Source organism: Mesorhizobium huakuii (assembly GCF_030160235.1).
In the GTDB taxonomy this organism is placed as follows: domain Bacteria; phylum Pseudomonadota; class Alphaproteobacteria; order Rhizobiales; family Rhizobiaceae; genus Mesorhizobium; species Mesorhizobium huakuii.
This window is the reverse complement of the sequence record NZ_BSNY01000010.1, coordinates 129,048-149,552: the sequence shown is the minus strand read 5'-3', so window position 1 is coordinate 149,552 and position 20,505 is coordinate 129,048. Positions and strand designations below refer to the sequence as shown.

Sequence of the window (20,505 nt, the reverse complement as noted above, 5' to 3'; positions counted from 1 at the left end):
CAATCATTCCTCCTCAACGGGTTCCGGGATCGCATCGGGTACGGTTTGCGGTCCAATCCGGTCGGCAACGAGCATCGAAAGCATCATCTCGACAAGGCCATTGGCAGCCCCCTTCCCGCCGCCAGTAGCGCCGATCTGGATTTGCGGCACGAGCGGTAGCCTGCCATTTTCGATCGCTTCGGCAAAGCGCATGAGAACCTGCGAATTGAGCTGATAGTCCGGGCCGCCGAAGGCCGCGACCTTCTTCTCTGTGGCCTCGGCCTCGGCCAGACCGATTGCGCGCACCTTCTCGGCATCGGCAAAACCGGTCGCCTTGATGCGTTCGGCATCGGCAAGCGCGATAGCCTTGATCATGTCGGCCTCGCCCTGGCCGCCGAGGCGCACCTTCTCGGCCTCCGCCTTGGCGGTGACCTGAATGGTTTCGGCCTGCTGGTGGGTGCGGGCAAGTTGCGCCTTGCCCTCGTTCTCGCTGATCTCGATGGTAAGTGCCGACGTCGTGATCTTGGCTTGCTGTTCGGCGAGCGCCTCCTTCTCACGCAACGTGCGTTCCTGAATGGCCGCCTTCTCCTGCAATTTATAAGTCTCGACCTTTTCGACTGCGATCTGGCGCTCGCGCAGCTGGATCAGGATCTGCTCTATGCTGTTCTGGCCATTGGCGGCCCTGGGCGTGCCAATCAACACTTCCTGCAACTCAAGGCTGTAGGTATTGAATTTTTCGCGCATCTCCTCGCCCGATTTGCGCTGGATATCGCTACGCTCCTGCAAAAGCTGGATCAGCGTCTTTGTTTGGGCGATATTCTTGAAATAAGCGGAGACCATCGGATCGAGCGTTTGTTCGACCAGCCGCTTGATGTCACCGAAAGGCTGCACCACGAGCGGCGCCTTCATATAGTCGATATGCACGACGACGGAGAGCGGCAGCACAGGCTCGAACGCATCCTTGGTGATCAGCGACACTTCAGACAGGTTCTCGTCCAGCCTGTGTTCGCCAAACTGCTCCTTCGTCCATTTGAGCACGAAGTTGGTGGTCGGCACGGTGATAATCTTGCCGGCATAGGTATTGAACGCATACTTGCCTGGCAGCAGCGGCGTTGACCAGACACCGCGTGCGCCGATTTCGACCAGCTCGCCGTGACGGTATGCCTGCCCGGATATGTCCGTGCCGTGGCGGCCGTTATAGGAGACGACGACCGATAGCGAGGTCGCCAACCGTAGACGCAGATCGAGATCAGCCCCGTCCCCCTGACAGCCGCGCCGCCAGCACGTTGGTCAGGCCCTCGGCGAGCAGACCGAGCCGCTGGCTTTCGGTCTCGTTGGAAGCGATCTTGAGCCGCGTCCAGGCGGTCAGGGCAAAGGTCGAGGTGATGGCGGAAACGATGAGGAGGAAGATGAGGACGGCAACGAGGGCGAAGCCGGATGAGTGTGGCTCGGGAAAGGCCGATAGATCAGAGGGTTTTGCTTTAGGCACAGTCCACTCAGACATAAAGTGCACTGTCACCGTAATTCGAAGGTGGAGGTGATGGCGGAGACAACGAGGGGAAAACGAGGACGGCAATCATGGTGAAACCGGTGGTGGACAAGCCTCTCAGGCTGCGATCGGTGAGCATTCTGGACTCATATATGATTCCCGGTTAGGTGGATCTATTCTTGAGAACTTTTGCCTTTTCCACCAAGTCAGGCATTAGCTGAACCTCCTCCCTTATCTCTTCCGAATCAAAATTCGATGAAATAACCCTCAATATATGATTCTCGTATTCTTGCTTTTTTATCGCATCATTAGTTGCCCTATAAAACCACCATACGACCCCAATTTCATAGCCTAAATCATCGAAACCTAAATTCATATAATCTAAATATAACTCATAGGCCTCTGTTTCGCTCATTTTTTCTAGATAAAACATTCTCTTTATATCGTTCCCTCTTCTTCGCGCGTATACAATATAATTTGGATATGTCTCTGAATACTCTGCTATAAATTTGTCGATATCCGCCTGAATTTTAGGCAAGTCAGACACAAAAGATCTTTTCATTAAATCGTTTGTGTATTTTCTCAACGCAGATTCCGCCAGATCGTCAATCATCGTCTACAAATCCCGGATAGATACATGTCCCAGATTCTATCCGAGACGGCCAATAACCTTGTCCCACACACCGTTCGTAGCAGCTTCCACACCTTGAATTACCAAACACCCTTCCCGATTGATCTTCCAAGGACGTCATCAAGCATGCCTCTAGGTGTTTTGAACATATGTTCTTAGCGTTACAATAAGTTGGCGGGGGCTCGGCCGGGCTACAGATTATCGGGAACATCTGACAAAAGCGTGGTTTGCCCCTCGGGGTCCACCCCCATCAGTGGGCTGTTCTTCACATACCGCCCATCTGCTTGGCCCATCCGGCATACCCAGCGGATCAGACTGCAAATAACGCCCGGTTGAAGGATCGTAATGCCAGTGCCAGTTGTAGGAAAGTCCCGTCTCCATCTGGAACCACTGGCCGGGGAAGCGCTGGTTGAGTATCGCCGTGCCGCTGATGGAGCGCACCTCACCGGAGGGTAGATAGCTGGCCTGCCGGACGATGTTGCGACTCTCGTATTGCGGCTCGCACAAGGCCGTTGGGTTGTCGGGCTTTGCATCGATCACAGTGAACTCAAGAATAAAAGTGCAGCGTCACGCAATTCCATACACTCGCAACGATGCTATCGTTAAGCACACCTCACCCAAAATCCGAGAATTGAATTGCGATTTCACCACTATATGGCGGATTAATATAGCATATATTCAGCTAATAATAATATCTATTTAATTAAATTTATGATGAATGAAAGCGCGTTGTGGAGGGCGGCAGCCTCATCCAGCGCGCGTATGTTTAAAGTTTTCTCAATGGGTTTTCTTAAAATAAGATTACAAACCCACTCACCTTCCGAATTTTTTAATACGCCATTTATTTCGCAATCGACCTCAGGGGACAAATTATTCTCTATCAAGAGTCTTCCTAGTATTTTCATATCAGTTATTCCATGTGTCTAGCGGAGGAATAGTCTTGCCAGCGTAGCAGGCTGCAAGCCTGGCGGCGGCGGTGGCGTAGCACCTTTCGCCGGCGGCCGGGCCGCGAGACCTGGAAATACCCCTGCACATAGGGATATCCACCTCTTCGTACTTTTTATAGCATTCATCCTCCTCATCATCGTCAGGCACCGTGCAGTAATTCGGAGCAGGCTCTGGTCGTTTTGGCGGAAATATGGACCACCAAGGTACTAAGGTTCGGCCGTCCGGGTCTACGGACATCAATGGCGAATTCTTGACATATGCCCATCTCGACGGCCCATCGGGCATCCCGAGCGGATCGGGCTGCAGATAGCGACCTGTCGTTGGATCATAATGCCGGTGCCAATTGTAGGAAAGCCCGGTCTCCAACTGATACCACTGCCCCGGGAAGCGCTGGTTGAGTGTCGCCGTGCCGGTGATGCTGCGCACCTCGCCGAAGGGCAGATAGCTCGCCTGCCAGACGACATTGCGGCTCTCGTCCGTCATCATGATCGGGCGTTCGAGATGGTCGGTCAGCACATAGTAGAGCGCGGGCGTCGTGCCGGTGTTGTCGACCATGGCCAGCGGCCTTCCATCCACCGAGATGTATTCGGTGACGAGCGTGCCTGAGGCGTTGTATTCGGCGATCACATTGCCATCGAGGTCGTGCACCATGTGCAGCGTCGTCGAGGAGGCGCTGATGGTGCGCGAGACCAGTCGCGACTGATAGTCATAGACATAGGCGCCGCTCGCCGAGCCGTTGGTGGTGGCGCCTGCAAGCTGGCCGGCGGCGTTGTAGCTGTAGGCCTTGGTCACCGCCGGCGTGACGGTGGCATCTTCGTTGATGTTTCCGGCAAGGTCGGACTGGAAGCCACGGCTCGGCGTGCCGCCGGTGACAATGCCGGTCAGCCGGTTGGAGCCTCCCTGCAGGCTGTAGGTGTCGGTCGAGGTGACGCCGCCGATGGTGATGGTGCGCTGGGTGATGTTGCCGACGCCGTCGATCGTGTAGGTGAGGCTGCCCCATGGCCCATCAGCGTTCTCGATGAAGCCGTTGGCCGTATAGGTGTAGGTCTCGTTGTTAGCGGCGTTGAGCTGGTCCTCGATCGAGGTCAGGTTGCGCTTGTCCTGGTATTGCAGCGCGCGCCGGATGAGATCCTGGCCGAGCGACTGGTCCTCGACGCCGTAGCCCACGATGCGGCCATCGGTATCGTACTCGCGGCTTTCCCGGAGATCGTTGGCGAAGGCCGTGATGGAACGCGGGCCGAAGGGCGTGTAGGCGCCCCACAAGACCAGTTCCGTCGGCGACGACAGCGCATCCGGGCTGGTACGGACCTGTTGGACCTCGCCTGCCGCGCCGCGGCCATATTCGACGACGCGGCCGGACGGATAGGTCATGCTCAGCAGGTTGCCCGCGTCGTCCCAGGCGTAGCCGACCGTGTAGGATTTCACCCCGATCGTGCGCACTTCCTGGATGACTCGGCCGAGCAGATCATAGGTGTTGGAAACCGTGCCGGCGGCATCGGTGACACTTGTCAGGCGGCCCTTGCCGGGATTGCCGCCGGCCACGCCGTCATAGGTGTAGGCGACGTCGGAAGCGGTCTCCGACGGATAGCTCCGCGTCGTTATCCGCCCGGCATAGTCGTAGGTGTAGACGGTGATGATGCCGCGTGCGTCGGTCTTCTGGGTGACCTGGCCGTCACGATTGCGCACGTAGACCATCGTGCCGATATCGGGGCTGCTCTCCTGGATCACCTCGCCCAGCCGTTACGGACATAAATGGTGGCGACATTGCGCGGATCCGTAGTGGAAGTCGGGTCGTCGGTGGCGCCGAAACCTTGCGTCGTCGTGCTGTTGCGCTCATCGGCAAGGCTGATCAGTCGGTCGAGCCCGTCATAGGTTGATGTCGCGGTGTTGCTGTTGGGATCGGTGACGGAGGTCGGGTTGCCGACCTTGTCGTAACCATACGTCCACGTCGCCGGGCCGACGCCGATGACCTGCCGCAACCGGCCGAGCTCATCGAAGGTCCGGGTGACCTCGAAGAACAGCTGCGAATTGACGTCCGTCGACTGTTCACGGGTGCGGTTGCCCATTGCGTCATAGGTGTAGGTCACCTTGTCGCCCAAGCCATTGGTGACCGTCGTAACGCGGTTGGCACCGTCATACTCCATCGCCAGAACAGAGCCGTCCGGCTTCTTCAGCGTGGTGACATTGCCGGCATTGTCGTAGGCGAACTCGGTCCTGGCCGAGATGCCCGAGGGGTCGTCGACCTTGGCCGTGATCCGGCCCCTTGCATCATAGGTGAGCGTGCTGACGAGACCATTTGCGTCCGCGATGGCGGTCGGCTGACCGCGGCCGTTGACGCCGACCGTGGTTACATTGCCGACTTCGTCCGTGACGCTGGCGAGATAGCCTGCCGCGTCATAGGTGTAGGACACCGTATCGCCGGTTCCCGGCAGCGGCCCGTCGACCGAGGACAGCAGGCCGGACGTCGTATAGGTGTAGGCCCAGCTGCGTGTCTGGCCGTTTGTCGAATAGGGAACCGTCTGCGCGGTGGTGTCGGTCTGCGTCACGCCGGTCAGTTGGCCTGCCGAGTTGTAGGTGTAGTCCACCGTAAGGCCTGGCGCGACGACCTGCTGCGGGGCATTCACGGTCGGGTGCCAGGTGATCGTGGTCTGGCGCGCCTCCGGCAGGCCATAGGCCTGCGTGATCTGCGTCGCCCGGTCGCGGCTGTCCCTGACATAGCTTGTGACGCGGCCTTCCTCGTCGGTCGTCGACGCGACGAAGCCCGCGCCATCATAGGTCACCGCGCTGGCCGATGCCGGACAATTGGTCGAGGCCACACCGTCGGCGCCGGCAAAGCGGATATCCCAGCTGCTGCCGGATACATGGTCGAATTTGTAGACGCTCACGCGTCCAAGCGCGTTGGTCGTGGTTCGGGTGAGCTGCGAACCGGATGTGCCATAGGCAACCGTGACCCGGTTGGCGCCACCGGCGCCTTCCGTTGAAACAGCCCGGCCATCCGCATCATAGGCATAAGTCGCAATGCGCACGCCGCGATGGTCGCTGACCCCAGTCAGGAATTTCGGATAGGTCGTATCCTCATAGTGATAGGCATTGGAATCGACCACCGCACCGGATGAATCGCGCCACTCCACGCCGACAAGATGCTGGATTATGTTCGGCGACGGCGCCGTGCCCGTTGGAGCCGGGTCGTAGAGATACGTCGCCTTCGTGCCGTCCGGAAAGGTGATATCCTTGACCGCTTCGGGCATCTGCCGCGGCCAGAGAGCGGCGTTTGGGACACTCAGCGGATAGTATATGTGCCAGGTAAAAGACGCCGTACGGCCAAAACTGTCGACGATCGACGTCAGCGCTCCGTCCGCGGAATAGTTGAGTTCCCACGCATAGCCGTCACGCTCCCGCATGATCGTTGGGCGGCCAACGTTGTAGCTCGCCGGGCTCAGGTTGACGGGCGACATCGTCGTGAGGGTCCAGACGCGATCGTCGGGACCTGTCAGCTTCCATTGCCTCGGCACGGCCTTCATGTCGGCAAGGTTGCTTGGCAGGGTTCCGGCCAATTCCAGCCGGTAGTCGCCCGAGACTGCCCCCATCGCGGCCTGGGCCTGCCATGTGCCGTTTGACTGCAGCACAAAATCATAGCCCGACCCGTCCGGCGTCAGCAAAGTGACCTTGCCGGTCGGCGAACTCGGCGAACCCGAAAACGCGCCCAGATGCAACTCATAGTCAAAATTGAACTGCCAGCCGAAATCGGGCGTAAGAGCAGGCTCGTTGTAGCTGCTGACCCTGCCGCCGACGAAACTGCGGTATTGCCGCCCGATCCGGAACCGGCCGTCCTGGGTCGCAAAATCCTCGACCTGATAATATTTGGCGCCCGAGCCCAGAACGATCGGATTGCCTGCGGAAGGATTTGCCGGGCATCCAGGGGGGCGCTCCGGCGGTTGATCCTCAACACACCGATCATCAAGCGAACGGTGGTAGCCACTGTCACAAGCGAACGCGACAGTCCCGGGTGGAATGGTCGTGCAGCCCCATGGACCGTAGGGACAGGAGGCGTCCTGATAGTGTGTCCAATGGCAACGCTGGACATTGGGATCGTCCGTCGGGAATGCGCCCGTGAATCGGCTGTAACCAGGATGAGGGAGCGGCAGGTGCCAATAGGCCCAGAACGCATAACAGGCGTCCCGCGCCGTGGGATAAGTTCCGTTCCAACCGCCATGCGGCGTTGCCTGGGCGGCCGGCGCTGTCGCAAAACCAAGCGCGACGATCACAAGCAGCGCCGCACAAAGCCGAGCGCTCAGCACAGCCGCGCCCCGGAACATGCGAACGAAGCGCGTTTCAAATAGCAGAAAGTAAAATTGTCGAACTTTAGAGGAATTTAATTTAGCAATTGATGCACAATTACACTCATGTGACTGACAAAAAGCCATCACACACTCCCTCGCCGCAATCTAACGCCAATACAACCGTCGATCGCTGCGATGTCAAGCCTGCTTATGCTTCATCACAAGCAGAAATTGGCGATCTATGGGAATATTTTTCGAAAAGCTTTGAAAAACGTAGCTTTATCAGAGGTATGAGCCAATTCTATGCTCACATGCGGGGTTTCCTTTGCAGCTAAACCTGTCGCATTTGATAAATTCTTGTCTAAAGAATATATGATCGGCGAAAGCAGAAGCAACCGACACTCAAACGAGACAAGCAGCCGCAAGGTGCAACTGCTAGCGTCACCAGCTAAAAATCCAAATGCGGTGCCCGCATAGTGTGGGGGCATGCCCCCTGTTCGACCCGATACGGCGATCAGGGCATCTCCCTCACACAGAGGTAACATATCCGTGATGGGCTGTTAAGGGCCTGCGAAGAAACAGGCCTAGAAAATCTGCGTTCTATTCATAAGTAAATTCTAATTTACACTTTGGTGTATTGTACACGTGTAAATATGGCCTATTTCCGAAACTTTGGAATCAGCCAGTCCCAAAAGACGTCAAGTATTTATGGAGCTGCCACCATGAACGATCCGAGCGCGGGAAAGCCGGCTTACGACCCGCAGCAGCTGGAGCCCATGCTGATAGCGAGACAGCATGCGGGCGACGTTGATGGCATGGTTGCGCTGTTCGAGGCGGATGCCGTCATCGACTGCGGTGGCGGACGTTTTCTGCGCGGCCGCGAAGCCATTCGCGACTACTATGCCGAAATCGTTGCGTCCGGACGGAAGTTTGCGGTCGGACAACAGCGGCCGGCGCTCATTTGCGGCGACTTTGCCCTCACCTCGACCAGGCTTTCCGACGGCGACGTCACCAGCGAGGTTGCCCGGCGGCAAGCCGACGGCTCCTGGCTCTGGGTAATCGATCGCTATTCCGTCGCTTGGGATTAAGTCCTTGGACCGGAGCAAGCGTCTGCGTCACCCGGAGCCCGGCCGGCCCGTCACCGCGCACACGTCAAGACGCTGCGGCCGTGATGGCCGCAGTCCTGGCGTTCAGAAATCCGGATGCGGCTATCGCCGCAGCGCGTATACGTCCGCCATGGTTTCGCCGGGGACGGGCAGCGCCATGTCGTCGTCCAGAAGCCGCGTGATCCGGGCAAAGCCGGTGAATGCCTTCCTGGCCTCCTCCGCCGACATCTGTCCCGACAAAGCGGCCGAGCAGCAATTCAGCGCGCACTGATACACTGGCCCACGTCGTCCCGTCGGCCATTTACGCAAGAAAACCATCGCCTCGGCGACACTATCCACTTCTTCTACAGGATGTCCCTGCCCGCGCGATATTCGCACAGGCGCAAAGAAATGCAGGTAGTCCATCGTTTCCTCCCGGTCGATCGCGATGCCGCCCGATCGAACCTTATGAAACGCACAGTCTTGCGGTTGGTTCCATACAGAAAACGGAACCTTTAAAAAATCTTTTGGTCGATGGTCGCCAGCTAAACCGTCGGGAAGTGGCAGGCCACCTTGCGGCCGGGTCGATACTCCTTCAGCTCCGGCCGCTCGGTGCGGCATCGCTCGACCGCGATCGGGCATCGCGGGTGGAAACGGCAGCCGGATGGCGGCTTGAGCGGGCTCGGCACGTCGCCGGTGAGGATGATGCGCTTGCGCGTCCCGCTGGGCGTCGTCTCAACGACCGGAACCGCCGAGATCAGTGCCTGGCTATAGGGATGGGCTGATGTCGCGAACACCTCCTCCGCCGGCCCTTCCTCGACGATCGAGCCGAGATACATGACCGCGATGCGGGTCGACACCTGGCGCACCACCGACAGGTCGTGGGCGATGAAGATGTAGGTGAGGTTCAGCTTCTCCTGCAGATCGGCGAGCAGGTTGACGATCTGCGCCTGCACCGAGACGTCGAGCGCGGAGACCGGTTCGTCCAGCACGACCAGATCCGGGTTCAGAGCAATCGCGCGCGCGATGCCGACGCGCTGGCGCTGGCCGCCGGAGAATTCATGGGGATAGCGCATGACGTGGTCCGGCAGCAGGCCGACGAGTTCGAACAGTTCCGCGACGCGCGCGGCAATCTCGCGGGACGAAAGCTTGCCATGGATTCGCAGCGGCTCGGCCACCAGATCGCCGACGCGCCGGCGCGGATTGAGCGAGGCCGACGGGTCCTGGAACACCATTTGCAGGCGCCGCCGCAGGGGCCTCAGTTCGGACAGCGACTTCGAGGTGATGTCCTCGCCTTCGAACAGCAGCTCGCCGTCCGATATGTCGTAGAGCCTCACCAGGCAGCGCGCCAGCGTGGACTTGCCGCAACCGGATTCGCCGACCAGGCCGACTGTCTCGCCGCGCCGCACGGTGAGCGAAACATTGTCGACCGCATGGACGGTTCGCTTGCCTTCGGCGGAGAAACGGGTGCCGATCGAGAAGCGCTTGCCGAGGGAACGCGTCTCGAGGATTGGGCTGTCGGTCATCGGTCCGCTCATGCCTGGGCCACCCGGAAGCACGCCGCGGCGTGAGTGCCGATGCCAAGGTCTGGCCTGCCGGTCACGCAGGGCTCGTAGTGCACCGGGCATCGCGGACCAAAGGCGCAGCCCTGCGGCAGTCGCAGCAGCGATGGCGGCGAACCGGGAATGGCCGGCAGGCGGCGCGGCTTTTCGCCGGTCAGCGGCGGGATCGAACCGAGCAGCGCGCGGGTATAGGGATGCCGCGGGTCGGAAAACAGCTCCATGCGGCTGCCGCGTTCCACCACGCGGCCGGCATACATGACCATCACCCGGTCGGCGAGTTCGGAGACCACGCCCATGTCATGCGTGATGAATACGACCGCCGACTTGTGCGTCGCGCGCAGCTTTCGCACGAGGTCGAGAATGCCGGCCTGCACCGTAACGTCGAGCGCCGTGGTCGGCTCGTCCGCCACCAGCAGCGCCGGATTGCACGACAATGCCATTGCGATCACCGCGCGCTGCCGCATGCCGCCAGAAAGCTGGTGCGGGTAGCGCGACATGGCCTCGTGCGGATTGGGAAAATTCACCTCGGCCAGCAGTTCCTCGACACGCGCCATCGCCTTGGCCTTGCTGATATTCTGGTGCGCGCGGATCTGCTCGGCGATCTGCCAGCCGATCGTGTAGACCGGCGTCAGCGCCGTCATCGGATCCTGGAAGATCATCGCGATTTCGTTGCCGCGCAGGCGCCTCAGCTCGCGCGGTGGCAGCCCCACCAGCTCGCGGCCCTTGTAGCGGATCGAGCCTTCGATGCTGGCGTTGGGATCGGTGATGAGGCCCATCACCGCCAGCAGCGACACTGTCTTGCCGGAACCAGATTCGCCGACGACGCCGAGGATCTCGCTCTCCTCGAGGTCGAAGGAAACGCCGTCGATGGCGCGCACCAGACCGTCATTGGTGCGGAAGGATACTTTGAGATCGCGCACCGACAGTATCATGATGTCCTCAGGCGCGGATCGAGCAGGATGTAGACGAAATCGACGACCGCATTGGCGATGACCACGAACATCGACGCGTACATCACCGTCGCCATGATCATCGGCAGGTCGAGGTTCTGCAGCGCGTCATAAGTGAGCTTGCCGATGCCGTGCAGCCCGAACACCACTTCGGTCAAAAGGGCCGAGCCGCCCACCAGCGCGCCGAAGTCCAGGCCGAACAGGGTGACGAAGGCGATGAGCGATGTGCGCAAGGCATGGCGCAGCAGGATGCGCGTCTCCGACAGGCCCTTGGCGCGGGCCGTGCGGATAAAATCCTCCTGCAGGGATTCGATGATGGCGGCACGCAACACGCGCCCATAGATGCCGATGTAGAGAATGGCCAGCGTGATCCATGGTATGATCAAGGTCAGGAACCAGCCTTTGGGGTCGTCGGAGAAATTCTTGTAGCCGAGCGGCGGCACCCAGGAGAATGCCCAGCTGTCGTGATAGCGGCTCTGGGTGATCAGGTTCATCACCTCGCCCAGCCAGTAGACCGGCATGGAGATGCCGAGCAGGCCCAAAGCCATCAGCAGCTTGTCCAGCCAGCTGTCGCGGGTGGCGGCGGCGACGATGCCGATGATGATGGAGACGACCACCCACAGGATCGCCGCTCCGAACACCAGCGAGAGCGTGACGGGAATGGAATCCATCACCGCCGGCACCACTTTCCAGCCGCGATTGACGAAGGAGGTCAAGTCGCCGGTGACGAAGATCTTCTCCATCATCTTCGCATATTGCACGTAGAGCGGCCGGTCGAAGCCGAAATTGTGGCGCACCGCTTCCAGCACTTCGGGCGATGCATTGCGGCCGGCGATGCGCGCCGCCGGATCGGCGCCCGGCGTCGCGAAGAAGATCAGGAAGACGATGACCGAGATGCCGAACATCACAAACAGCATCTGACCGAAACGGCGCAGGATGGCGTAGATCATCAGTCGCGCCCCAGTCGAACCTTGGAGCGCGGGTCGAGCGCGTCGCGCAGGCCGTCGCCGAAGACATTGAGCGCCATGACGGACACCGCGATCGCCAGACCCGGCACCAGCGCCACCAGCGGCCTGGTGTAAAGCAGCGCCTGCCCGTCCTGGATGATGGTGCCCCAGCTTGCAGCCGGCGGCTGCACGCCGATCGACAGGAAGGAGAGTGCGGATTCCGTCAGCATGTTAAGCGCCATCATCAGCGGCACGAAGACGATGAGCGTGGTGGTGATGTTGGGCAGGATATCGCGCCACAGGATGCGCCATCCCGGCACGCCGAGATTGATCGCGGCCAGCACGAATTCGCTGTGGCGCAGCGACAGCACCTGACCGCGTATCGGGCGCGCCACATAGGGAACATAGACGATGCCGATGATGATGACCGGCAGCCACAGGCTGCCGGACTCGATATCGATCGGCCCGATCCTGATTCCTTGCGCGATGGTGACGATGGAAAGCGAAATCGCCAGCAGATAGATCGGGAACGCCCACAGCACATCCAGCAGGCGCGACAGCACCGTATCGGTGATGCCGCCGAAATAGCCGGCGATTAATCCCGCCGCCGTGCCGATGATCAGGGTGAAGATGGTGGCCGCCCCGGAGATCAGCAGCGAACTCAGCCCGCCATAGAGCATTCGGGCCATGACATCGCGCCCCTGGCTGTCGGCGCCGAGGAAATAATTGCCGAGCCGCCAGGTCGGGCCGAGCGGCGTGTAGCCGAGGCCGAGCCCCTCGGTCGACTGTTCCATCACGGGGACGTCGGCGCCGTCGATCTGGATGACGGCGTCGAGCGTCGAGGCGAATGGGTCCACGCCAGCCAATTTCGCGTAGAGAGGCGCGCTGAGGCAGGCGAGCACGATGAGGAGGAACACGGACAGGGATGCCATGGCAGCCCTGTCCCTTGCCAGCTTCGCAAACGCGACGGCCCAGGGCCCTCGCGTCTTGCGCGGCATGGCGACGGCTTGGTTCGACACGGGCGTGCCCCTCCAAAGGTCGCTACTGCACCCAGGACTGGGTGATCATCCAGTTGAACTGCCGGTTGAACTTGAAATTGCCAACCCGCTTGCTGACGAAATCAAGCCGCTTCGGCGTGAAGAGACCGACGGCCGGCGCCTTGTCCGTGACCTGCTTGTCGATTTCAGCCCACATCTTGTCGGCGGCTTTCTGGTCGGTGACGCCGAGGTCCAGCGCCTTTTGCATCTTGGCGTCGATGTCCTTGTCGCAGAAGCCGGCGATGTTGATCGAGGCGTCCGAACCTTCACGGAAGGAGGAGCAGCTGAAGAGGATGTTCAGGAAGTCCGAGGCTGCGGGATAGTCCTTGTACCACTGGGTAATGGACATCTGCACCTTATTGTTGGTGTTCTGGATGTAGGTGAACTGGATATTGGGCGAGATCGGCTTGACGTCGGCGACATAGCCGATGCTGGTCAGCACGCTCTGCAGATAGACGCCGATGGAGCGTGAGATGGCGGTGTCCTCGGCGATGATGGTCACCTTCTGGCCCTTGGTGCCCGATTCCTCGACGAGCTGCTTTGCCTTGTCGAGATCGGGCGCCGACCATTTGGTGCCGGGGTTCTTGGTGAAGGGGCAATAGTCCTCATGGCCCGGAAAGTCCGGCGGCAGCACCTGGCAAACCGGCGAGGCCAGCACCTTGCCGCCGAACAGCTTGACCAGCGTGTTGCGATCGATCGCATAGGCAACGGCCTGGCGCGCTTTTTCGTTGTCGAAGGGCGCCAGACGATTGTTCAGGGGCGCATACCACCACGCCGAAAGCGGCGAGATATGCAGCTGGTCCATGGACTTGCTGCCAAGTTCGCCCAGCCGATCGCTCGGCAGCGCGTCGAACATCCAGTCCGCCTCGCCGTTCTGGATCGCCGTGACGGCCGCCTCCTCTGACAGGCCGAAATCATACTGGACGACATCCGGGTAGCCGTCAGGTTGCGCTTCCTCGCTCCACTGCTTGAAGTTCGGGTTGCGCGACACCGTCATGCCCTTGTTGGGATCGAAGGCGGAGATCATGTAGGCGCCGGTGCTGGGAATCGGCTTGGAGCCCATGTCTTCGGCGGGCGTGTCCGCCGGCAGCACCACGGCGTGCGGCAAGGCAAGCTTATAGAGTATCTCTGCGTCGGGCTTGGTGAGATTGAGCGTGATGGTACCGGCCGCTTCGTCGCCGACGACGCCACCTTCAAGCGTGCAGTTCTTGGTGTCGGCCAGGCATTTGTCGGCCCCGACGATGCCGGCATAGAAGGTGCCGGAAGTCGGCCCGGAAACCTTGAAGATGCGCTGGAAGGAAGCGACGACGTCCTTGACGCCCATCTCCTGGCCGTTGGAGAACTTGATGCCCTTGCGCAGCTTGAAAGTGAAGGTCTTGCCGTCATTGCTGACCTGCGGCAGCGCCTCGGCGAGGTCGGGGACGATGGTGAAGCCGTCCATGCCCTCGGCCTTGCGGAATGCCACCAGGCCGTCATAGATCGGCTGGTACATCTGCCAGCCCTGATCGGTGTAATTGATGTGCGGATCGAGCGTTCCCGCCGCGGAGCGGGCCAGAAGGCGGATGGTGCCACCTCGGTGCTCCTTGAGATATTCAGCCTGTGCCGGAGCCAGCCACGTGCCGGCCAGCAGTGCCGCGGCTGATGCGGCCAAAAGCAGTTTCTTCATGTCTTGGTTCCCCTTTTCTCAGTTGTCGTTGTCGTCCAGGAAGTCTCCCACCACCCGCATGCACGCCTCTTGCTCCTCGACATGCGGCATGTGGCTGGAATGCTCGAATATCTCCCAGCGCGATCCTTTGATGCCGTCCTTGAAGGGCTGCACGGTCGCGGGCGTGGCCTCGTCATAGCGTCCGGAGATGATCAGCGTCGGAACGTCGACGGCCGGCAGGCGCTCGACGATGCTCCAGTTCTTCAGGGTTCCGATGACATGGAACTCGTTCGGCCCGTTCATCAGGTGATAGACGGTCGGGTTGCGCGCGACCTGGGCGAAGGTCTCCGTCACCTCCGGCGGGAAAGGCACGACCCGGCAGACATGCCGCTCGTAGAACACCATCGTCGCGGCCTGGTAGGCGGGATCGTCCGTCGTGCCGGCCTGTTCGTGCCGGGTCAGCGTCTCCTGCACATCCGCAGGCAGGTCGGCGCGCAACCGGTTGGCCTCTTCGACCCACAGCTTCATCGAAGCCGGCGAGTTGGCGATGGTCAGCGACTTCAGGCCCTTCGGCCGCGTCACCCCGTATTCGGCGCCCAGCATGCCACCCCAGCTCTGGCCGAGCACGTGGAAGCCCCTACGGATCCCGAGATGATCGACGAGGTTTTCAAGCTCGTCGATGAAGAGCCGGGGAGTCCAGAAATCGGCACCTTTCTCCGGCAGCAAAGTGGAATTGCCGCAGCCCAACTGGTCGTAGTGGATGACGGCGCGGCCCCGTCGGGCGAGAAGCTTATAGGCATCGACGTAGTTATGGGCGGCGCCCGGCCCGCCATGCAGGATCACCACCGGGGCCTTGTCGGCATTGAGGTCGCCTGAGATGCGATACCAGGTCTCGTAGCCGCCGAAGGCGGCCCGCCCTTCCCTGCCAATGATCTCAGCCGACATTCCGATTTCCCATACCGTTTGAACGCATCTCGTTTCTGTCCCCAACCACAGGCGCCTAGTTCACCCTGGCCTGCACCCACTCTTCCAGCATCTGCACGCCGAACGCCGTGGCGCCTTCGCGGCCGAGCGGCCGATCCGCGTCGGCCATTTCCTTGCCGGCGATGTCGAGATGCACCCAGGGACGATCCTCGGTGAAATGGCGCAGAAACGCCGCCGCGTACGGCGCGTCGCCATCCTCCATATCCTTGGCGTGATGCCGCAGATCCGCGAACGGCGATTGCAGGCCCTCGTCATAGGCTTTGTCGAGCGGCAGTTGCCAGAACCGCTCGCCAACCGTTTCCCCCGCGGCGATCATCTGCGACGCGATCTCATCGTCGGTGCTGAAGAGACCGGCAAAGACCGATCCCAGGCCGCGCATCACCGAATAGGTCAGCGTCGCCAGATCGACGATCACCGAGGGGTTGAAGCGCGAGGCGGAATAGTAGAGGCAATCGGCCAGGATCAGGCGGCCTTCCGCGTCCGTGTCGAACACCTCGACGGTCTGTCCCGACGCCGTGGTGATGATGTCGCGCGGCTTGAGCGCGGTGCCGGACGGCATGTTCTCGGCAATGCCCAGGATGCCGACGGCATGCACCGGGCTGCCTTGCCGGGCAAGCGCGATCAGCAGGCCGACCACGGCGGCCGCGCCGCCCATATCGGCCTTCATGTCGAACATCTGCTCGCCGCGTTTGATGCACAGGCCACCGGAGTCAAAGCACACGCCCTTGCCGACGAAAGCCATCGGCTGGGAAGGAGCGCCCTTGCCGCGATAGCGCAGCACCGCGACGCGCGGCGGCCGCACCGACCCGGAGCCCACGGCCAGGATCGCGTTCATGCCGAGTTCCTGCAGCCGCGGCGCATCGAGTATCTCGACATCGATGCCGGCTTCGCGCAGCGGCTCCAGATGATCGTGGAAATTGTCAGGATGCAGATGGTTCGGCGGCAGGTTGACCAGTGTGCGCGCATATTCGACACCGTCCGCGATGGCATTGATCCGCGCCAGCGCCGGGGTCAGGTCCGCGTTGCTGGCTCCGACCAGTCGGACCCGCAACGTCCGGTCCGCTCCCGCGCCCTGGCGCCGATTGCGCATGTCGAAACGATAGCGCCGCAGCCGCATACCCAGCGCGACACGCGCCAGGATTTCGGCTGCGGGCAGGTCGATGCCGTCAATGGGGTCGAGGACAAGCGTCGCCGCGCATTCGCACTTGCCTTCCAGATGCGCGGCAAGCAAACCGCCGGCGCGCGCCAGGGACAGGGTGCTGACGGCTTCGGCTTTGCCCAGAGCCAGGACAATCACGCGCCGGGCCGATACGCCCTGCGGCGCGATGAGATCGATGCAGGTGCCGGATTCGGTCAAGGCGGCCGGGTCGGAGCAGGCACGCGACAGGATTCCGCTCATCTCAGCGTCCAGTGCCGCCGCTCGGGGGCCAAAGCTTGGCCGAGCAGTCTGCAAGATCACGACGACGGAGGTTTCCGCGGAAATCCCGTCCGCCGTTTCAAAGACCGGCACTGGCGATTGAGGCATAGGCTGGCAGTCTCCCATGTGCTGATGACTCCGGCCTCGGCGCAGCGTGTGCGCAAAGCTTCGCCCGCCAATGGCGGAAGCCCCGTTGCGGGTTTCTGCCGTTGGAGAAATGGTGCCGGAGGCCCCAAATAATCGTTTTCTGATGGCGACTTGGTCGCTCTTGCCTTTTGGGTATCCCCGAACGGGCCAGGCGATCAAACGCCAATTTTACCCAAGTCGATTGACAAAAACTCAACTGACAATTCATGATCGGTCAATGGCCTTACCCTCACTCAATGGCATGCGCGCTTTCGAAGCCGCCGCACGTCTCGGCAGCGTCAAGGATGCAGCCGAGGAATTGCACCTCACACCCTCCGCCGTGAGCCGTCACATCCGCGCGCTTGAAAAGAATCTCGGCCAGGATCTGTTCGAGCGGGGCTTTCGCCAGATAACACCGACTATTCGGGGCTCCTACTATGCGCGCAGCCTCTCGGAGGCGTTCGAGGCCATCTGGCGCGCCACCGACGACGTCAGCATTGCCAACAGCCCGAGCCACGGCAGGACCCAACGTGTCCGGGTCTTGTGCGTTCCTGCGGTCCTGAACCTTTGGTTGGCGGACCGTTTGCCGAATTTTCGCCGGCTGCATCCAGCCGTGGAACTGGAGATCTCGACATCAGGCAAGCGCGCCAACTTCGACTTGGCCATTGTCGACGAGTTCGTCTACAAGGCCGGCCCGGCCTTGACGCTTTTGATCCCGCTGGTTCTGACGCCGGTCTGCGCGCCCTCACTGCTCGATGGGCCTGTGCCGCTGCGATCGCCCGCCGATCTGGTCAACCATCATCTGATCCATGAATGCGAGAGCATGAGATGGAAGCGGTGGCTCGAGCAGGAAGGTGTTCTGGACACGACGCCGAAATCCAGCACGACGCTGGATGACTGCACGCTCATCATGCGCGAGACGATCAATGGCGCCGGAATAGCGCTTGCCGACACGATGATGGCGCAGGATTTTCTGCAGCAAGGCAAACTTGTCGCGCCGTTCCAGGCCCGCCATACCTATCCGGCCGGCATCTATCTGCATCAGCGCCGCAGCATCGGCAACAAGCCGGGAACCGGCCTGTTTCAGGACTGGCTGCTGTCGGAAGTCGAGGACCACAAGCGGGTCATGGCTATCGCTTAGGCGAAGAAGCCCGGATTCGAATCACCTGAACCGTTGCTATTCAACCGCGGCCCACCATTGCGCCCCCTCGATAATCGCGGTTCGCATTGAATATCTTTAAGGCCAAAGCCGGCAAATGGATCGGTTGCCGGTTCCCCAGCGTCAGGCTTAACCTGCACGGCCATCGCGTGGAGGCGCGTGGCCAATCAAGGGGAGGACATTGCAGTGACCATACAAGGCGCATCGCCTGACCTGTACAACGAGGATCTCGCTCCGGCCAAAGTTCGGAACTGGGGACCGTTCTCGATCTTCAACGTCTGGACATCGGACGTCCACAGCCTGTGGGGCTACTATCTCGCCGCCAGCCTGTTCCTGTTCTGCGGCGGCTTCGTCAATTTCATCATCGCCATCGGCATCGGCTCGCTGATCATCTACGCGCTGATGAACATGGTCGGCTACGCCGGCGTGAAGACCGGCGTGCCCTACCCCGTGCTTGCCCGCGCCTCCTTCGGCATCTGGGGCGCCAACATCCCGGCACTGGTGCGCGCCATCGTCGCCTGCTTCTGGTACGGCGCGCAGACCGCCGCGGCCTCCGGCGCCATCGTGGCATTGCTCACTCGCCTGCAATGGTTCGACGAATTCAACAAGACCTCGCATCTTCTCGGCCATTCCACGCTGGAGGTGATCTGCTTCGTCATCATCTGGGCGTTGCAGTTGCTGATCATCCAGAAGGGCATGGAAACGGTGCGCCGCTTCCAGGATTGGGCGGGCCCCGCCGTCTGGGTGATGATGCTGCTCCTGGCCATCTATCTCTGCGTCAAATCGGGGAGCTTCGCCTTTACCAGCGACATCCCGATGGACGTGCTGCGCGAAAAGACCGCCGATGCCGGCATCCCGGGCGATCCCGGATCGTGGACGGCGCTCTTCGGGGTCGCGGCGATCTGGGTGACCTATTTCTCGGCGCTCTATCTCAATTTCTGCGACTTCGCCCGCTACGCCCCGGACAAGGCCGCGCTGCGCAAGGGCAATATCTGGGGCCTGCCGGTCAATTTGATCCTGTTCTCGCTGGTCGCCGGCGTCACCACCATTGCCGCCTATGATGTCTACCACGAAGTGCTGCTGCACCCCGACCAGATCTCGGCCAAGTTCGACAGCTGGTTCCTGGCCGCGCTCGCCGCCCTGACCTTCGCGGTTGCCACGCTCGGCATCAACGTCGTCGCCAACTTCGTCTCGCCGGCCTTCGACTTCTCCAACGTCTTCCCGCGTCAGATCGACTTCAAGAAGGGCGGCTACATCGCCGCGCTTATCGCACTTGTGCTCTACCCCTTCGCACCGTGGGAAGGCAGCGCCGCGCATTTCGTCGGCATCATCGGCGCGACGATGGGACCGATCTTCGGCGTGATGATGGTCGACTATTACCTGATCCGCAAAGGCGAGGTCGACGTCGAGGCACTGTATCGCGAGGACGGCGAGTTCCGCTTCCAGGGCGGCTGGCACGTCAATGCCTTCACCGCCGCCGGCATAGGCGCTGTCTTCTCGTCGATATTGCCGAACTTCACCAACTGGCTGCCGTCCTGGTGGGGCGTCTATGGCTGGTTCTTCGGCGTAGCGATTGCCGGCATCATCTACTATGTGCTGCGCACCGCCGCCGTGGGTGCGGGCGCCAAGACGGCAAAGGCTTGAAATGAGGCAGTAGGCGGTAGGGGTTAGGGAATAGAGAACTGCTTCCCTACTGCCTACTGCCTACTGCCTACCATCTCCGCCAACTTGCGCACCGTGTTCCAGTTGCGCGACGTGCCTATGCCCAGGCGCTTGTGATTGGCGGCCGCAAGCAGCCGCGAGCTTGGCCGTTCGCGCGAAAACACAAGCCATATGTCGCCGCCGATCAGGAGCACCTTCTCGTCCTCGGCGGCATGGGCTTGCAGCGCCGCGACGACCTCAACAGCAGCCGGTTTGCGCATCACCCGCACAGCCACCTGGTCACCTGCCTCAGCCGAATCGGCCGGAAACGGATTGCCGGCGGCAAGTTTCAGCCATTCCTCGGCAGTGCGCACGATGATGTGGACATGGCGGCCGAAAGTTTTTTCGAAGGCCGTTTCCAGCCGCTGTTCCAGCTTGCCGACATCGGTCGTCCGCGCTTCGAAGACGAGGTTGCCGGTCGCCACCAAGGTGCGAACATTCTTTAAGCCGAGGCCTTCCGCCATCGCCTTGAGGTCCGTCATGACGACCCGGCGCCCCTCGCCCAGGATGATGCTGTAGAGGAGCGCGACATAGGTCTGCATGAGAGGCTCCGCCTGGCGGATGC

Annotated in this window: 17 protein-coding genes and 1 pseudogene; 3 read left to right on the top strand and 15 right to left on the bottom strand. The window is 61.0% G+C overall.

The features are described 5' to 3' along the window. Nucleotides 1-3: 3 nt before the first annotated feature. The 6 genes and pseudogenes from QQK95_RS03965 to QQK95_RS03945 all read right to left on the bottom strand — a co-directional run. A pseudogene (locus QQK95_RS03965) lies at nucleotides 4-1,200 on the bottom strand (SPFH domain-containing protein); the annotation flags it as partial. Between the two features lie 28 nt (nucleotides 1,201-1,228). After that, nucleotides 1,229-1,468 carry a hypothetical protein gene (locus QQK95_RS03960; protein ID WP_284269126.1) on the bottom strand — a complete coding sequence of 80 codons (240 nt, stop codon included), beginning with the start codon at nucleotides 1,466-1,468 and terminating at the stop codon, nucleotides 1,229-1,231. Nucleotides 1,469-1,631: 163 nt separating this feature from the next. After that, entirely contained in the window at nucleotides 1,632-2,081 is a 450-nt protein-coding gene (locus QQK95_RS03955; RefSeq protein WP_284269124.1) for a hypothetical protein, read from the bottom strand. Nucleotides 2,082-2,297: 216 nt separating this feature from the next. Next, a complete protein-coding gene (locus QQK95_RS33455; RefSeq protein WP_409371649.1) occupies nucleotides 2,298-2,639 on the bottom strand; it encodes an RHS repeat-associated core domain-containing protein in 342 nt (113 codons plus the stop codon). 366 nt (nucleotides 2,640-3,005) lie between these two features. Further along, a complete protein-coding gene (locus QQK95_RS03950) occupies nucleotides 3,006-4,775 on the bottom strand; it encodes an RHS repeat-associated core domain-containing protein (protein ID WP_284269122.1) in 1,770 nt (589 codons plus the stop codon). Continuing rightward, the gene (locus QQK95_RS03945; RefSeq protein WP_284269120.1) at nucleotides 4,772-6,760 is read right to left on the bottom strand and encodes an RHS repeat protein; all 1,989 of its coding nucleotides are present in this window, start codon (nucleotides 6,758-6,760) and stop codon (nucleotides 4,772-4,774) included. Before QQK95_RS03945 ends, QQK95_RS03950 begins: the two co-directional genes overlap by 4 nt. Before the next feature lie 1,289 nt (nucleotides 6,761-8,049). Between QQK95_RS03945 and QQK95_RS03940 the strand changes: the two genes are divergently transcribed. Continuing rightward, entirely contained in the window at nucleotides 8,050-8,415 is a 366-nt protein-coding gene (locus QQK95_RS03940; RefSeq protein ID WP_284269118.1) for a YybH family protein, read from the top strand. A gap of 120 nt (nucleotides 8,416-8,535) precedes the next feature. Here QQK95_RS03940 and QQK95_RS03935 read toward each other — a convergent pair whose 3' ends face one another. The 8 genes from QQK95_RS03935 to QQK95_RS03900 all read right to left on the bottom strand — a co-directional run bounded on the left by QQK95_RS03935 (nucleotide 8,536) and on the right by QQK95_RS03900 (nucleotide 17,062). Next, complete coding sequence (locus QQK95_RS03935) at nucleotides 8,536-8,838, bottom strand: DUF982 domain-containing protein (RefSeq protein WP_010909507.1); 303 nt, start codon at nucleotides 8,836-8,838, stop codon at nucleotides 8,536-8,538. Nucleotides 8,839-8,957: 119 nt separating this feature from the next. Next, complete coding sequence (locus tag QQK95_RS03930) at nucleotides 8,958-9,938, bottom strand: ABC transporter ATP-binding protein (RefSeq protein WP_284269115.1); 981 nt, start codon at nucleotides 9,936-9,938, stop codon at nucleotides 8,958-8,960. Nucleotides 9,939-9,946: 8 nt separating this feature from the next. After that, nucleotides 9,947-10,906: an ABC transporter ATP-binding protein gene (locus tag QQK95_RS03925; protein ID WP_284269113.1), complete on the bottom strand. Its 960-nt coding sequence runs from the start codon at nucleotides 10,904-10,906 to the stop codon at nucleotides 9,947-9,949. After that, complete coding sequence (locus QQK95_RS03920; RefSeq protein WP_284269111.1) at nucleotides 10,903-11,874, bottom strand: ABC transporter permease; 972 nt, start codon at nucleotides 11,872-11,874, stop codon at nucleotides 10,903-10,905. Before QQK95_RS03920 ends, QQK95_RS03925 begins: the two co-directional genes overlap by 4 nt. Further along, nucleotides 11,874-12,890 (bottom strand): ABC transporter permease, encoded by a 1,017-nt coding sequence (locus tag QQK95_RS03915; protein ID WP_322791207.1) that lies wholly within the window; start codon nucleotides 12,888-12,890, stop codon nucleotides 11,874-11,876. The genes QQK95_RS03920 and QQK95_RS03915 overlap by 1 nt, the downstream gene beginning before the upstream one ends. Before the next feature lie 22 nt (nucleotides 12,891-12,912). Continuing rightward, on the bottom strand, nucleotides 12,913-14,574 hold the full coding sequence (locus QQK95_RS03910) for an ABC transporter substrate-binding protein (protein WP_284269109.1): 1,662 nt from the start codon (nucleotides 14,572-14,574) through the stop codon (nucleotides 12,913-12,915). A gap of 18 nt (nucleotides 14,575-14,592) precedes the next feature. Then, nucleotides 14,593-15,498 (bottom strand): proline iminopeptidase-family hydrolase, encoded by a 906-nt coding sequence (locus QQK95_RS03905; RefSeq protein WP_284269106.1) that lies wholly within the window; start codon nucleotides 15,496-15,498, stop codon nucleotides 14,593-14,595. 55 nt (nucleotides 15,499-15,553) lie between these two features. Beyond that, entirely contained in the window at nucleotides 15,554-17,062 is a 1,509-nt protein-coding gene (locus QQK95_RS03900; RefSeq protein WP_284269105.1) for a leucyl aminopeptidase, read from the bottom strand. Between the two features lie 109 nt (nucleotides 17,063-17,171). On the opposite strand from QQK95_RS03900, the gene QQK95_RS03895 reads away from it, so the two are divergent. Next, entirely contained in the window at nucleotides 17,172-18,221 is a 1,050-nt protein-coding gene (locus QQK95_RS03895) for a LysR family transcriptional regulator (RefSeq protein WP_284269103.1), read from the top strand. A gap of 204 nt (nucleotides 18,222-18,425) precedes the next feature. Then, nucleotides 18,426-19,883 carry an NCS1 family nucleobase:cation symporter-1 gene (locus QQK95_RS03890; RefSeq protein WP_284269101.1) on the top strand — a complete coding sequence of 486 codons (1,458 nt, stop codon included), beginning with the start codon at nucleotides 18,426-18,428 and terminating at the stop codon, nucleotides 19,881-19,883. A gap of 53 nt (nucleotides 19,884-19,936) precedes the next feature. Here QQK95_RS03890 and QQK95_RS03885 read toward each other — a convergent pair whose 3' ends face one another. Beyond that, entirely contained in the window at nucleotides 19,937-20,482 is a 546-nt protein-coding gene (locus tag QQK95_RS03885; protein ID WP_284269099.1) for a DUF1697 domain-containing protein, read from the bottom strand. Nucleotides 20,483-20,505 lie beyond the last annotated feature (23 nt).

Bases quoted from the DNA above. Each gene is read 5' to 3' on its own strand.
- QQK95_RS03955 (WP_284269124.1), bottom strand. From the start codon at position 2,081: ATGATTGACGATCTGGCGGAATCTGCGTTGAGAAAATACACAAACGAT.
- QQK95_RS03940 (WP_284269118.1), top strand. From the start codon at position 8,050: ATGAACGATCCGAGCGCGGGAAAGCCGGCTTACGACCCGCAGCAGCTG.
- QQK95_RS03935 (WP_010909507.1), bottom strand. From the start codon at position 8,838: ATGGACTACCTGCATTTCTTTGCGCCTGTGCGAATATCGCGCGGGCAG.
- QQK95_RS03930 (WP_284269115.1), bottom strand. From the start codon at position 9,938: ATGACCGACAGCCCAATCCTCGAGACGCGTTCCCTCGGCAAGCGCTTC.
- QQK95_RS03925 (WP_284269113.1), bottom strand. From the start codon at position 10,906: ATGATACTGTCGGTGCGCGATCTCAAAGTATCCTTCCGCACCAATGAC.
- QQK95_RS03920 (WP_284269111.1), bottom strand. From the start codon at position 11,874: ATGATCTACGCCATCCTGCGCCGTTTCGGTCAGATGCTGTTTGTGATG.
- QQK95_RS03910 (WP_284269109.1), bottom strand. From the start codon at position 14,574: ATGAAGAAACTGCTTTTGGCCGCATCAGCCGCGGCACTGCTGGCCGGC.
- QQK95_RS03905 (WP_284269106.1), bottom strand. From the start codon at position 15,498: ATGTCGGCTGAGATCATTGGCAGGGAAGGGCGGGCCGCCTTCGGCGGC.
- QQK95_RS03900 (WP_284269105.1), bottom strand. From the start codon at position 17,062: ATGCCTCAATCGCCAGTGCCGGTCTTTGAAACGGCGGACGGGATTTCC.
- QQK95_RS03895 (WP_284269103.1), top strand. From the start codon at position 17,172: ATGGTGCCGGAGGCCCCAAATAATCGTTTTCTGATGGCGACTTGGTCG.
- QQK95_RS03885 (WP_284269099.1), bottom strand. From the start codon at position 20,482: ATGCAGACCTATGTCGCGCTCCTCTACAGCATCATCCTGGGCGAGGGG.